Source organism: Streptomyces sp. NPDC111628 (genome assembly GCF_055635195.1).
The window spans coordinates 828,104-840,838 of sequence record NZ_JBVKBZ010000002.1 but is presented as its reverse complement, the minus strand read 5'-3'; the positions used below and the strand labels follow the sequence as shown (position 1 = coordinate 840,838).

Below are 12,735 nucleotides of genomic sequence, written 5' to 3'. Positions count from 1 at the left end.
CCGCCGTCAGGCGCCGAAGTTGATGGCGACCGTCTTGACGCGGGTGGAGAAGCGCAGGACCTCTTCGCCCTGCTCCTTGTAGCCGGTGCCGGAGTCGTGGAAGCCGCCGAACGGCAGGTGCACGTCCCAGCCGGGCGTCGGGTGGTTGACCGCGATCTGGCCGCACTCCGCCTCGTCCACGAAGCGGTAGGCGGCACCGATGTCGCGGGTGAAGACGGCCGCGGCCAGGCCGTACACGGAGTCGTTGACGGCCTGGACGGCCTGTGCGAAGTCGTCGACGGCGCGGACGGCGAGGACCGGACCGAAGACCTCGTCCCGCCAGAGAGCCATCTCCGGGGTGACGTCGCCGAGCACGGTCGGCTGCACGTAGCAGCCGTGCGCGTGGTCGCCCTCGGTGTCGGCGGCGCCGCCGGTGAGGACCACCGCGCCCTCCTCGACCGCCTTGTGCAGGTCGGCGAGGACGCTGTCGCGCTGCTTGGGACTGGACAGCGGGCACATCGTGGTCGCCAGGTCGCTGCCCGGGCCGACCTTGAGCTTCTCGACCTCGGCGACCAGCAGCCGGGTGAACTCCTCGCAGGCCGGCCGCTCGACGATCACCCGGCTGGTGGCGGTGCAGCGCTGGCCCGCCTGGCCGAAGGAGGCAGCGACGACGGTCTTCGCGGCGGACGGCAGGTCGGCGTCCTTCAGGACGACGGAGGCGTTCTTGCCGCCCAGCTCGCCCTGGAAGCGGACGTTGCCGTCGCCGAGGCGGCGGCGGATGGAGTTGCCGACTTCGTTGGAGCCGGTGAAGGTGATGCCGGCGATCCGCGGGTCGTCCAGAAGCGCCTCCGCGATCTCCCGGGTGCGGCCGGTGACGACGTTCAGCACGCCGGCCGGCAGTCCCGCGTCGTGCAGGGCGTGCGCGAAGTGCAGTCCGGACATCGGCGTGTCGGTGGCCGGCTTGAACACGGCGGCGTTGCCGGTCGCGAGCAGCGGGGCGAGCTTGCGGGCCGGGGTGATCAGCGGATCGTTCCAGGGGCTGATGACCAGGATGACGCCGATGGGCTCGCGCTGGGTGTGCGTACGGGTGTCGGGACGGGCATCGTGCAGGAGGGTGCCGTAACCCTGGCGGGCGAGGCCGGCGTAGTAGTCGAGGAAGTCGGCGGCCTTGCCCGCCTCACCGCGGGCCTCGGCCAGCGTCTTGCCGTTCTCGGCGGTGACGTCGGCGGCGATCTCGTCGAGCCGCTCGCGGATCAGGCGGGCGGCGTCGGTGAAGACGCGGGCCCGCTCGAAGGGGCTCGTGCGCTTCCAGACGGCGAAACCCTGCTCGGCCCGGTCGTAGGCCCGGGCGACGTCCTTGGCGGACAGGGCCGGGATCCGGGCCACGGGGGCGCGGACGTCGGCCGGGTCGTGGACGTCGATCCACTCACCGGTCGTCACCCACTCTCCGCCCAGGAGCGTTTCCAAGGTGCGCATCAGATCACTTCCTTCGTCGACCGCGGTGCGGGTGACCGCGGCCCCAGCGGGTCGGCCGTGCAGGGCCGGATGCGACAACACACCATGTCGGGGCGGGCCCACCAGCCCCGCGGCGGCAGGCATTGGTTGCACCGCGCGCAGGTCGGACGGGGCGCAATCCGTGCTGGAATCAGCTGGCCGGACGGTGCGCACGACGCCGCCGGAAACCGAGAACAGCCGAGGAGAGACCGAACATGGCCTACGCAGTCGTCGCCCACTACCGCTGCGCGCCCGCCGACGAGGCCGCGGTGCGTGCCGCGCTGCTGAAGGCGCGGGAGGCGACCCGCGCGGAACCCGCGAACCAGCTCTACGAGGTGCACGCCGTGTCCGAACAGCCCGGCGGCTTCCTGCTCTACGAGCGATACGACGACGTTGCCGGGTTCGAAGTGCACAAGGCCGCGCCGCATTTCAAGGAGCAGATCGTCGAGACGGTGTGGCCGCTGTTGACGGACCGGTCGGTGACCTTCGCCGAAGTGCTGTGAGCAGAGGACCTCTGTGAGCAGAGGGCCGCGGGGCCGGGAAGCAGCCGCTTCCCGGCCCCGCGGCCGTCTCAGAACTCGTTGCCCCAGCAGTAGCGGGCGACCGTCTCCACCAGGACGAGCTTCCTGCGCTGCTCCTCGGCGCTCAGCAGCGGCTGGTCCGTGACCTCGGCGAAGCCCCGGGACGGGGCGACGGCGGCGTCCTCGAGGTCCTTGAACGCGTCGAGCGGGTCGATCCGGGACATCACCGTGTCGATGTCCTCCAGTTCGGGTCGGGTGGCGTCCACCACGCCGAGGCAGAAGTCGCGTTCGTCGGGCAGTGCCCGTACGAGGTCCACCTCTGCCTCGGTGCCCTGGTCGAAGGGCAGTACCCAGCGGTCCGCCGGGACGGCCGTGTACAACCGCTCGGCACGGCCGCGGTCCACGGCGGCCGGCGCCGCCCAGCCGGGCGCCACGCCGATCCGCACGCCCTCGGAGCGCTCGTCCAGCCGTACCGCCAGCGCGTCCACCGCGAGGGCGTCTTCGAAGGACAGCGCGCCGGGGGCGGCCGGGTCGGCGGCGACCTGGTCCAGCAGGAGAGGGTTGTTCAGCTGGATCAGCCGGACTCCCTGGGAGACCAGCAGGGCGATCTCGGCCCGGACTATCTCGGCCAGTGCCTCGCCGAGTTCCCGGGCGGAGGTCACGCCGAGGCCCTTCTGGTACGTCGTCGCCGCGAGGTACGCCGGAGACGGCAGCGTGGCCTTGGGCGCGATCACCGTCAGACCGGTGAGCCGGGTGCCGTAGTCGGGCAGCAGTGGGCCGTTGGTCTTCGGCAGGGACTCGGCGACCCAGCGGACCAGGCCGTCGGGTCCCACCTGGTCGGTACGGCGGAAGCCGGAGACGGTGCCGAGCACGGCGCCGCGGAAGTCCTCGCGGGGGTAGTCGCCGTCGGTGACGACGGTGGAGCGCAGCTTGCGCTGGAGGGCGACCGCCTCCTCGACCGCCGCGGTCTCGGCCTCCTTCAGCCCCTCCGGGTCACCGGCCGCGCGGGCGGCGGTGAGTTCGGCGGGGCGCACCAGGCTGCCGTGGTGGTCGATGCGGTAGTTGAACGTGTCCGCCATGGGTCAGTCCTTCCCGGCGTCGGAAGCGGACGGAGCGGGCGTGCCCGCGACGCCCCAGGCGGCGAACTCCAGTTCGTAGCCGAGGGCTTGCAGGACCTCGTCGGCGATGACCTGGTCCTCGTCGGCGGTGCCGCCGGCGATGCCGAGGCCGCCGATGATCTCGCCGTCCTTCTTGATGGTGACGCTGCCCTCGGTGGCGAGGATGGGCATGGAGGCGCCGGGAAGCTGGGAGAGCTGGGAGAAGAAGACGGGCTGGCTCTCCTGCCACTTCTTCAGCATCTTGCCGGGACGCTGCATGATGGCTGCGGTGTACGCCTTGGCGCGGGCGATGTCGGGGGTGAGCGGGCGGGCGCCGTCCGGACGCCGGACGGCGACGACGAAGCCGCCGGCGTCCACGACGGCGACGCTCACGGCCTTGCCGATCTGCTGGGCCCGCTTGTGGACGGCGGCGATGATCTCCTCGGCGGCGTCGAGGCTGATGTTGCTCATGCGGCTTCCTTCGTGGCGGTCAGGGTGCGGCGCAGTCGGGCGACGGCGGCGTTGTAGGCCTCGGGCGTCTCCCAGTACATGGAGTGCGGAGCACCCGGGACGATTTCCAGGTGCGATCCCTCCACCAGTTCGTGGGCGCGGGTGACGGTCTTGACGCTCAGGACGGCGTCCTTCTCACCGGCGAGGAAGACGACCTTGACGCCCGACTCCCGGATCTCAGCCAGGCTGGGGCCGTTGGTGTCGAGGTTGCGCAAGTCCTGCATTCTGGCGACGTTGAACGTGCCCATCTGCTGGAACAGGAAGGTCAAGTCGGCGCGATCGGTCTGGAACTGCTTGGTCAGCAGCCGGTCGATGACCGGGAGCTTCACGGCCTCGGCGCGGTCGGCGGCGGCCAGTTCCTTCAGCTCGGGGTGACTGATGCCGCCCAGCGAGTGGCCGAGGACGACGGAGGAGACCCGGTCGGGGCGCAGCAGGCCGGCACGCAGGGCGGCGACGGAGCCGATGGACTGACCGACCAGCATGGCGTCGGTGAGGTCCTCCGCCTCCAGGACCGCGACGACGTCGCCGGGGAAGTCCTGGCCGTCGAACTCGGGCATCGAGCTGTCGGACTTGCCGAAGCCGCGCAGGTCGACGGTGACGACGGTGAACTCGTCGCGCAGCGCGGCTATCTGCTGCCACCAGGCGGCGTGGTGGCCGCCGCTGCCGTGCACGAAGAGGATCGCCGGGCCGCTGCCGTGGCGTTCGTAGTAGATGGAAGTGCCGTCGGAGTCGGCGTAGGGCATGGGGTGTAACTCCTCAGCAGAAGCGCTCAGTTGGGACGCTTGGCGTGGTAGACCAGCTCGATCATGGTGTGGTCCGGGTCGTGGATGTAGCAGAACTTCGACTGGTTCTCGGGGCGCTGAATGGGCCGGGTGTGCCGGATGCCCAGCTCCTTGAGGTGCGCGAGGAAGTCGTCCCAGTCGTCGACCTCGACGGCGAAGTGATAGGGCGCCATGCGCTCCATCTCCTCGACCGGGGTGAAGTGCAGGTCGAAGTTGCCCCGGGTCATCAGCACCACGCGGGTGTTGGACTTGGGCTGGATCCGCTTCATGCCGAAGACCCTGGAGTACCACTCGGCGGTGCGGTCCGGGTCGGTGGTGGGAAAGTTGACGTGGTGGATGTATCGGGGTTCTGCGCTCATGGCTGGTTCCCTTCGAGGAGTACGGGGTTGGACAGCACGCCGATGCCGCCGATTTCGACGTCCACGGTGTCGCCGGGCTCGATCGGGCAGACGGACTCGGCACCCATCCACAGCACGTCACCCGGGTGCATGGTGATGTGCTTGGTGATCTCGACGATGTAGTCGAAGGGGTCGAAGAGCATGTCGCCGGTCGGGAACTCGGCGCGCGTCTCGCCGTTGACGCGGAGGGTGGTGGTCTGCGCGAGGGCGTCGACGTCGGTCTCGATCCAGGGGCCCATCGGCTTGAAGGTGTCGCTGTTCTTGCTGCGCCAGAAGGTGCGGTCCTGGTGCTGCCAGGTGCGGGCGCTGACGTCGTTGCCGATGGCCCAGCCGAAGACCGACTTGCGGGCCTCGTCGTGGGTGGCGTGCCGCAGGGTGCGCCCGATGACGGCGACGAGTTCGGGCTCGGCCTCGAAGCGGCCCGTCACCTCGGCGGGCTTGACGATCGGCGCGAGGTGGCCGGTGAGAGCGTTGTTGGCCCGGTAGCCGACCTCGGGACGCTCGGGGGTCGCGACTCCGGCGTGCTCGATGTGCCGGGGGTAGTTCATGCCGACGGCGTAGAAGACGGACGGGACGACCGGCGGCAGCCACTGCGCGCGGGCGCGCGGGACCGTGCCGATGACGTGGACGTCGGTCTCGTCGAGAGGGGAGCCGGAGAGCAGTTCGACGTCGTGCTTCCCGACGCGGCCCCATACCGCCCGTCCGCCGACGGAGATGCGTGCGTACCTCATGGCGCCAGCAGGTGGGAGACGCGCTTGGTGATCAGGTAGGCGTCCAGGGCCTCCGGTCCGCCCTCGCGTCCGTAGCCGCTGTCCTTGACGCCGCCGGAGGGGGCCTCGTGGACGGAGCCGCCGCAGTGGTTCAGGGAGAGGATGCCGGCCTCGAGTTCCTCGGACAGCTTCTCGGCGGTCGCGGCGGAGTCGGTGAAGCCGTAGGCGGCCAGTCCGTAGGGCAGCGCGTTCGCGGTCGCGAGCGCCTCGTCGAGGTCGCTGAAGGGAGCGATGGGCGCCAGCGGTCCGAACGGCTCCTCGCTCATCAGCTCCGCGTCCTCGGGTACTTCGGTGAGGACGGTCGGCGCGAAGTAGTAGCCGGGGCGGTCCAGGCGCTCGCCGCCGGTGAGCACCTTGGCACCGCGGGCGACCGCGTCGGCGGTCAGGCGCTCCATGGCCGCGAGGCGGCGCTCGTTGGCGAGCGGACCCATGGCGGTGCCCTCGTCCAGTCCGTCGCCGACCGCCACGGCCTCGGCCGCCTTCACGAACTCGGCGGTGAACTCCTCCACGATCGACTCGTGGACCAGGAAGCGGCTGGGCGAGGTGCACACCTGTCCGGCGTTGGCCCACTTGGCCTGGGCGGCCCTGCGGGCGGCCTTGCCGGGGTCGGCGTCCGCGCAGACGATCACCGGGGCGTGGCCGCCCAGCTCCATCAGCGAGGGCTTCATGACCTCACCGGCCTTGGCGGCGAGCAGCTTGCCGACCGGGACGGAGCCGGTGAAGGCGATCAGGCGGGTGGCCGGGGAAGCGATCAGGTGGGCGGAGACCTCCGCGGGGTCGCCGAAGACGAGGTTGAGGACGCCGGCCGGCAGACCCGCGTCTGCGTAGCAGCGGACCAGTTCCATCGCCGTGGCTGGAGTCTCCTCGGATGCCTTGATGACCAGGGAGCAGCCGGCCGAGAGCGCGGAGGAGATCTTCCGGTTGGGGCCGCCGACCGGGAAGTTCCACGGCACGAAGGCAGCGACGGGTCCGATCGGCTCGCGCCGCACGGTCAGCACGGTGCCGGGCGCGGAGGGGATGATCCGGCCGTAGGTGCGGCGGGCGTCGTCCGCGTGCCAGCGCAGGGTCTCGGCGGTGCGGCGGGCCTCGCCGGTCGACTCGCGCAGCGGCTTGCCCTGTTCCCGGGTCATGACGCGGCCGATGTCGGCGGCGCGCTCGGCGATGAGGTCGGCGGCGGCGTGCAGGATGCGGGTGCGTTCGGCTATGGGGGTGTCCCGCCAGATCCGAAAGCCCTCGGTGGCGGCGTCGAGCGCGCGGTCGAGGTCACTGGCGGTGGCCAGCGGTACCTCTCCGATCGCCTCCTCGGTGGCCGGATTCACGATGGGGGCGGTACGTCCGGTGCCGCCCTGGCACCACTCGCCCGCAATGTACATGTGGACGGAGGGGTAGCCGTGATCGGTGGTCATGGGTGGGTGCCCTCTCAGGCTGGCGGGGTGGTGGTTCGGGGCTGTCCGGGCTCAGGAGGCGGGCGCGTCCTGGCCGCGGTTGGTGCGCAGCGCCCAGATGTGGTGCGGCGGGCTGGTCTCGTGCACGCGGGTCTCGTAGGTGTCGTCGACCCGGTCCATGTCGGCGGCGTACTCGACGCGGCCGCCGCAGGGGGCGTGCAGGAAGCGGAAGACGTTGGAGCCGATGGTGTGCCGGCCCAGCTTGCGGGCCTCCCGCCAACCCCGCTCGATCATGAAGTTGCCGCCCTCGATCACGTCGTCGAATCCGGGCACCTCGTAAGCGATGTGGTTGACGCCGGCCCGGTCGGGGCGGTGGCAGAGCAGCACGGTGTGCTGGTCGTCGTCGCCGGGAGCCTGCATGAAGACGCCCATGGGCTCGACCACGTCGGTGGCGCGGAAGCCGAGGAGGTCGGTGTAGAAGGCGACGGCCTCCTCCTTGCCCTCCTTGGCGATGTTGAGGGCCACGTGGCACATGCGCAGCGGGTGGGCGCGGGTGATCGGTTCCAGCGCCTCGTTCCAGCGAACCACGTGGCCCAGCGTGTTGGCGGGGCGGGGGTCGACGGCCGCCTTCTTGGGCCGGGCGAGGGTGAGGCCCACGCCGAAGCCGCTGCGGTCGACGGTGTGGTGCACGCCGTCGGCGCTCTCGCGGACCTCGCGGTCCCGGCCCACGGCGGTCACCAGGCGATCGAGTTCCTCGCGGGTGTCGACGCCCCAGACGACCTCCCGCAGCGTGGGCCCGCTCTCCACGGGGGGCGGCAGCAGCGGGCCGGGATCGGTGTCGAGGTGGAGGGTCTGTCCGGTGAGCGTCTCGAACACCGCGTGCTCGTCGGTCCGCTCCACCAGGAAGAGGCCGAAGTCTTCGAAGAACCGGACGCACTCGCCGAGGTCGTCGATGCCGTAGGTGACCGATTCGATTCTCTGGATTCCCATGGATTCCTCGTTTCCGTCTCGCCTGGTGAGCGTATGTATGCGGGCGCGGGGGCCTCAATGGCCCGAGGTCTCCCGGGTTCGCAATCGTTTCTTGCGCGGCGGGGCCGCGTTCAGGTGCGCACGGTGGGAATGGGATTCTGGGAGAACCATTCCGCGAGGAAGTCCAGGAACACGCTGACCTTGCGCGGGGTGTCCTGTCCCGGTCCGTAGATCGCGTACAGGGGCCGGTCCGGCACGGCGAGTTCCGGCAGCAGCACCTGGAGTGCGCCGGAGACGAGGTCGTCGTAGGCCGGGCGCTGGGGCAGCAGGGCGATGCCCCGGCCGTGCACAGCGGCCTTCTGCAGGGCGATGTAGGAGTTCGACGAGAAGGCGATGTTGCGGATCTTGTGCAGGGTGCTCGCGTGTCCGTGGCCGATCCGCCACACCGGGTCGTTGAGGTGCACCAGGCAGTCGTGGGCGGCCAGGTCGTTGGGGTGGGTCAGGGAGCCGTGCTCCCCGATGTACTCCTCCGACGCGCACAGGACGAACGGCAGGGAGGAGATCTTCTTCAGCCGGACGCTCGAATCCCTCAGGTCGCGGGTGTGGAAGGCGACGTCGAATCCGCTGTCCAGGAAATCGTAGGTGCGGTCCGACATGCCGCCCAGTTCGAAGCGGATCTGTATCTTGGGATGCGCTGCGGAAAAGGCGGCGATGGCATCGCCGAGATCCAGGCTGCCTATCCATTTGGGGCAGATGACGCTGAGCGTGCCCTCGGCGCGGTCGTGGAGCTGGGCGATGCCGGCGTCCTCGGCCTCGATTTCGCCCAGGATGCGGGCGGCGAAATCCGCGTACCGCTGGCCGGGTTCTGTCAGGCTCACCGAGCGGGCGGTGCGGTTCACCAGGCGGACGCCGATCTGGCGTTCCAGTTCGGCGACGTGCCGGGACACCAAGGAGCCCGATGATCCGAGTTTCTTGGCGGCCCCGCTGAAACTGCCGACCTGGGCAACGGTGACGAAGCTGTGCATGAGGAGCAGGCGATCCATGTTCTTCCTCCGAAGGCCGCTCCCCGCCCGACCGGCGTCGGGGGCGGGGAGCAAGGACCCGTCGTGGGACGCGGGCCCGTACCCGCAGTGGCGGTGCGGGGTCGGGTCGGCGGTACGGCGGGATGGTGCGGCTCGGACACGGGTGAGACGGGCGCCGGTTCCCGGTGGGGCCCTACTTCGGGCAGTACTGGGGAGCCTCGCTCAGGTTGTCCTTCGTGACCAAGACAAGAGGAATGTCGGAGATCTTGTCAACACTTTCTTTCTTGTCGAGCAGGCCCACCGTGTTCTTGACCGCGGTCTGGCCGATGGTCATCGCCGAGTTGGCGACGGTGGCGGCGAGACGGCCGTCCTTGACCGCGGCGACGCCCTCCTCGGTGCCGTTCACTGAAACGATCTTGACGTCCTTGGCGCCCGCGGCGTCGAATGCCTTGCGGACGGCGAAGGCCATCTCCTCGTTGGCGACGAAGGCGTAGTCCAGGTCCGGGTGGGACTGGATCATGTTCTCGGCGACGTCCTGCGCCTTGGCCGGGTTGAACATGCCGGGCTGGTTGGCGACCACCTTGGCGTTCTTGGGCAGGGCGTCCTTGAACCCGCCCACCAGCAGGTCGGAGGCGGCACCCGGGGCGCCGGCGACGACACCGACGGTCACGTCCTTGCCTGCGGAATCCTTGTCGATCCACCCGGCGTCCAGCGCGCCGACCTTCTTGAGGTCGACCACCGCGGCGCCGAGGACGTCGTTCATGTCGGAGGTTGCCACCGAGGTCAGATAGATCGGGATGCCGGCACTCTTGGCCTTGGCTATGTCGCCCTCCAGGGCGTCGACGTTCACCGTCTGGACGATCAGGGCGTCCACGTTGCGGGCGATCATGTCCTCGATGTTGGACAGCTCGGTCCCGGCGTCCTGCTTGGAGTTGGCCGAGTAGACCTTGGCGTCCTGCGCCTCGCCCTCCTGCTCGACCGCCTTGAGCAGACAGGTGTGGAAATGCGTGTTGGAGCCGTTGACGAACCCGAGGGAGACGGAACCGTCGGCGGCGCCCCCGCTGTCGTTCCCGGAGCCGCATCCGGACAGGAGCAGGGCGGTGGCGCCGACGAGGGACACCGCAGCGACGCGGCGGGAAGTGGCGATGGGCTTCATGGGGTGGGGCCTTTCCTGCATCGTTGAAGAGAAGGTGTGGGGGCGGCGCCGAGAGGGGGGGTGCGCGAAGGCGAAGGGCGTTTGCTCCAGCGCGGCGTTGCTAATGCCCTGGTGAGGACTTGCGCTGGAACTCGTTGATGATCGCCGCGACCAGCAGCACACCGCCCGTGACGACGAGCTGGTAGTTGCTGTTGACCTGCAGCAGGTTCAGGGCATTGCCGACGACCCCCAGCAGGACCACGCCGAAGACGGTGCCGATGACGGTGCCGTGGCCGCCGGCGAGGGACGTACCGCCGATGACCACCGCGGCGACGGCGGTGAGCTGGGTCTGGAGGCCCGCGGTGTTGGGCGCGGCGGCGCCGAGCCGGGAGAGCAGCATCAGACCGGCCAGGCCCGCCAGCACACCGGCGAGCGCGTACAGGGCGAGCTTGCGCGCGTTCACGTTGATGCCGCTGAGCCGGGCGACGTGCTCGTTGCCGCCCATGGCGAAGGCGTCGCGGCCGAAGGTGGTGTACCGCATGGTCACGCCGATCAGCGCCAGCACCAGCACCGCCACGACGGTCAGATAGGGCACGCCGATGATTTCGTCGTTGCCGAGCGCGGACATCTTGTCGCCGATGGTGACGCTCATGCCGTCCAGGACGAGCAGCGCGACGCCGTCCAGCAGCATCGCCGAGGCGAGGGTGGCGACGAACGGCGCGACCTTGGTGTAGGTCACCACCAGACCGTTGACCAGACCGATCAGCGTGGCCAGCGCCAGGCAGACGACCACGACGACGGGCGTGGACCAGCCGCCGTCGACCAGTTGGGCGCCCACGCACAGGGTGACGGCCGCGTTGCTGCCCATCGAGAAGTCCATGCCGCCGGCGGTCATCAGCAGGGTCAGCCCGGCCGCGATGACCGCGTTGACACTGACCTGGCGCAGCACGTTGAGCAGATTCTGCGAGGAGGTGAACGCGTCCGCCTGCACGGCGGTGAACACGCACACCAGGATCAGTACGAGGATCAGGCCGCCGTGCGGTATGTGCAGCAGCTTCCCGGCCCCCGGCCGGGAGGCGCCGGTGCGCTGGGGCGGGCCGGCCGCGACGTCCGGGGAGGCGGCGGGGGTCTTGAGGCTCACAGCGGTTGACCTCCGAGTGCGGTCACGACGAGCTCGTCGCGGGTGATGGCGTTGATGTCGTGTTCGGCGACTGTGCGGCCGGCGCTCACGACGACGACCCGGTCGGCCAGACGCATGACCTCCTCGGCGGACGAGGAGGCCAGCAGGACGGCCACGCCGCGGGCGGCGAGGTCGTCGACGAGGGTGTGGATGTCGGCCATGGCGGCGACGTCCACGCCGTTGGTGGGGTCCTCAAGGAAGCAGGCGACCGGTTCGGTCTCCAGCCACTTGCCCAGCAGGACCTTCTGCTGGTTGCCGCCGGACAGCGAGCCCACGGGCGGGTTGCCGGTGAGGGCGACGACACCGTAGGTGTCACGGACCGGGGCCGCGCGCCGGGCGAGATGGCGGGTGCGGTGCAGGCGGCGCCGGGCGAAGCGGTCGCCGGCCAGCATCAGGTTCTCGTCCACGGTCATGCTCTGGACCAGACCGAGGGAGCGGCGGTCGCCGGTGACGCAGCGCAACCCGCTGGCGAGGGACGCCTTGACGCGGCCGAAGGGCACGGCACGCCCGTCGACGTGGATCTCCCCGGTGTCGGGGCGACGGCGTCCCGACAGCAGGTCGAACAGCCGGGACTGGGCGTCGCCGGCGGGGCCGAGGACGGCGACGATCTCGCCCTTGCGCACCTCGACGGTGAAGTCGCGGATGGCGCGGCCCTGGCTCAGTCCGCGGACGACGAGCCCGTGGTCACTCTTGGGGGCGGGACGTTCGGGGCGGGTGGAGACGACGTCCCGGCCGACCATGTTGCGCACCAGGGAGCCGGGGTCCATCTCGGTCGCCGACGCGCTGCGCACCAGGGTGCCGTCGCGCAGGACCGTGACCCGGTCGGCGATGGACATGACCTCGTCGATGTAGTGCGAGATGTAGACGACGGCGACGCCCTCGTCGCGCAGCGTGCGCACCAGGGCGCGGACCTGGCCGGCGTCCTTGGCGCTCAGGCAGGCCGTGGGCTCGTCGAGGATGAGCACCCTGCCGCCGCGCCGGACCTCGCGCGCCACCTCCACCATGGTCTGCTCGGCCACGGTGAGCGTGCCCGCGACGCGGTCCACGTCGATGTCGATGCCGAGCCCGGACAGCGCCTGGCCGGCCTGCGACCGGACCGCCTTCCAGTCGACGGCACCGCCCCGGGTCGGCAGGTCGCCCAGCATGACGTTCTCGGCGACGGTGAGGCCCATGGCCAGTTCGCGGCGCTGCGGCACCGAGGAGATGCCGAGCCGGCGGGCCTTGCGCACCGTCAGCCCGGTGTGCTGCTCGCCGCCGATGCCGATGGTGCCCGTGTCGGACTGGTGCACGCCACTGAGGACCTGCACCAGCGTGGACTTTCCGGCGCCGTTCATGCCCATGAGGGCGTGGACCTCACCGGGGTACAGGTCGAGGTCGACGCCTTTGAGTGCGGCCGCCCCGCCGAAGCTCTTGGTGACGCCGCGTACGCGGACCACGGCCTGCCGGGCCGTGTCCTCACCGCTGTCGTGGAGTGCCCCGGGGGTCACGGCGAT

The 12,735-nt window shown here is 70.4% G+C and carries 13 protein-coding genes; 1 reads left to right on the top strand and 12 read right to left on the bottom strand.

Annotated elements, in window-relative coordinates; translation table 11 throughout:
- Positions 1–6: 6 nt before the first annotated feature.
- On the bottom strand, positions 7–1,455 hold the full coding sequence (locus ACZ7MF_RS11425; protein WP_471475995.1) for an aldehyde dehydrogenase family protein: 1,449 nt from the start codon (positions 1,453–1,455) through the stop codon (positions 7–9).
- A gap of 233 nt (positions 1,456–1,688) precedes the next feature.
- Between ACZ7MF_RS11425 and ACZ7MF_RS11420 the strand changes: the two genes are divergently transcribed.
- Positions 1,689–1,976, top strand: a complete 288-nt coding sequence (locus tag ACZ7MF_RS11420) for a putative quinol monooxygenase (protein ID WP_471475993.1) — start codon at positions 1,689–1,691, stop codon at positions 1,974–1,976.
- 68 nt (positions 1,977–2,044) lie between these two features.
- On the opposite strand, the gene ACZ7MF_RS11415 is transcribed toward ACZ7MF_RS11420, so the two are convergent.
- The 11 genes from ACZ7MF_RS11415 to ACZ7MF_RS11365 form a co-directional block, all read right to left on the bottom strand.
- The gene (locus ACZ7MF_RS11415) at positions 2,045–3,073 is read right to left on the bottom strand and encodes a uroporphyrinogen decarboxylase/cobalamine-independent methonine synthase family protein (RefSeq protein WP_471475991.1); all 1,029 of its coding nucleotides are present in this window, start codon (positions 3,071–3,073) and stop codon (positions 2,045–2,047) included.
- A gap of 3 nt (positions 3,074–3,076) precedes the next feature.
- The gene (locus tag ACZ7MF_RS11410; RefSeq protein WP_471475990.1) at positions 3,077–3,562 is read right to left on the bottom strand and encodes a GlcG/HbpS family heme-binding protein; all 486 of its coding nucleotides are present in this window, start codon (positions 3,560–3,562) and stop codon (positions 3,077–3,079) included.
- Positions 3,559–4,344 (bottom strand): alpha/beta fold hydrolase, encoded by a 786-nt coding sequence (locus ACZ7MF_RS11405; RefSeq protein WP_471475988.1) that lies wholly within the window; start codon positions 4,342–4,344, stop codon positions 3,559–3,561. The genes ACZ7MF_RS11410 and ACZ7MF_RS11405 overlap by 4 nt, the downstream gene beginning before the upstream one ends.
- A gap of 26 nt (positions 4,345–4,370) precedes the next feature.
- A complete protein-coding gene (locus tag ACZ7MF_RS11400) occupies positions 4,371–4,742 on the bottom strand; it encodes a VOC family protein (protein ID WP_122619512.1) in 372 nt (123 codons plus the stop codon).
- Complete coding sequence (locus tag ACZ7MF_RS11395) at positions 4,739–5,512, bottom strand: fumarylacetoacetate hydrolase family protein (protein WP_471475986.1); 774 nt, start codon at positions 5,510–5,512, stop codon at positions 4,739–4,741. Before ACZ7MF_RS11395 ends, ACZ7MF_RS11400 begins: the two co-directional genes overlap by 4 nt.
- Positions 5,509–6,957, bottom strand: a complete 1,449-nt coding sequence (locus ACZ7MF_RS11390; protein WP_471475984.1) for an NAD-dependent succinate-semialdehyde dehydrogenase — start codon at positions 6,955–6,957, stop codon at positions 5,509–5,511. The genes ACZ7MF_RS11395 and ACZ7MF_RS11390 overlap by 4 nt, the downstream gene beginning before the upstream one ends.
- A gap of 51 nt (positions 6,958–7,008) precedes the next feature.
- Complete coding sequence (locus tag ACZ7MF_RS11385; RefSeq protein WP_471475983.1) at positions 7,009–7,926, bottom strand: VOC family protein; 918 nt, start codon at positions 7,924–7,926, stop codon at positions 7,009–7,011.
- Positions 7,927–8,036: 110 nt separating this feature from the next.
- Positions 8,037–8,948, bottom strand: coding sequence for a LysR family transcriptional regulator (locus ACZ7MF_RS11380; protein WP_471475981.1), 912 nt, complete (start codon positions 8,946–8,948; stop codon positions 8,037–8,039).
- Between the two features lie 172 nt (positions 8,949–9,120).
- The gene (locus tag ACZ7MF_RS11375) at positions 9,121–10,083 is read right to left on the bottom strand and encodes a sugar ABC transporter substrate-binding protein (protein WP_361570187.1); all 963 of its coding nucleotides are present in this window, start codon (positions 10,081–10,083) and stop codon (positions 9,121–9,123) included.
- 100 nt (positions 10,084–10,183) lie between these two features.
- The gene (locus ACZ7MF_RS11370; protein ID WP_471475979.1) at positions 10,184–11,203 is read right to left on the bottom strand and encodes an ABC transporter permease; all 1,020 of its coding nucleotides are present in this window, start codon (positions 11,201–11,203) and stop codon (positions 10,184–10,186) included.
- Entirely contained in the window at positions 11,200–12,729 is a 1,530-nt protein-coding gene (locus tag ACZ7MF_RS11365; protein WP_471475978.1) for a sugar ABC transporter ATP-binding protein, read from the bottom strand. Before ACZ7MF_RS11365 ends, ACZ7MF_RS11370 begins: the two co-directional genes overlap by 4 nt.
- Positions 12,730–12,735: the final 6 nt, after the last annotated feature.

What these genes read in the sequence shown, in the direction of transcription:
- ACZ7MF_RS11405 (WP_471475988.1), bottom strand. Translation starts at nt 4,344, where the DNA reads ATGCCCTACGCCGACTCCGACGGCACTTCCATCTACTACGAACGCCAC.
- ACZ7MF_RS11380 (WP_471475981.1), bottom strand. Translation starts at nt 8,948, where the DNA reads ATGGATCGCCTGCTCCTCATGCACAGCTTCGTCACCGTTGCCCAGGTC.
- ACZ7MF_RS11385 (WP_471475983.1), bottom strand. Translation starts at nt 7,926, where the DNA reads ATGGGAATCCAGAGAATCGAATCGGTCACCTACGGCATCGACGACCTC.
- ACZ7MF_RS11400 (WP_122619512.1), bottom strand. Translation starts at nt 4,742, where the DNA reads ATGAGCGCAGAACCCCGATACATCCACCACGTCAACTTTCCCACCACC.
- ACZ7MF_RS11410 (WP_471475990.1), bottom strand. Translation starts at nt 3,562, where the DNA reads ATGAGCAACATCAGCCTCGACGCCGCCGAGGAGATCATCGCCGCCGTC.
- ACZ7MF_RS11420 (WP_471475993.1), top strand. Translation starts at nt 1,689, where the DNA reads ATGGCCTACGCAGTCGTCGCCCACTACCGCTGCGCGCCCGCCGACGAG.
- ACZ7MF_RS11375 (WP_361570187.1), bottom strand. Translation starts at nt 10,083, where the DNA reads ATGAAGCCCATCGCCACTTCCCGCCGCGTCGCTGCGGTGTCCCTCGTC.
- ACZ7MF_RS11425 (WP_471475995.1), bottom strand. Translation starts at nt 1,455, where the DNA reads ATGCGCACCTTGGAAACGCTCCTGGGCGGAGAGTGGGTGACGACCGGT.
- ACZ7MF_RS11390 (WP_471475984.1), bottom strand. Translation starts at nt 6,957, where the DNA reads ATGACCACCGATCACGGCTACCCCTCCGTCCACATGTACATTGCGGGC.
- ACZ7MF_RS11415 (WP_471475991.1), bottom strand. Translation starts at nt 3,073, where the DNA reads ATGGCGGACACGTTCAACTACCGCATCGACCACCACGGCAGCCTGGTG.
- ACZ7MF_RS11395 (WP_471475986.1), bottom strand. Translation starts at nt 5,512, where the DNA reads ATGAGGTACGCACGCATCTCCGTCGGCGGACGGGCGGTATGGGGCCGC.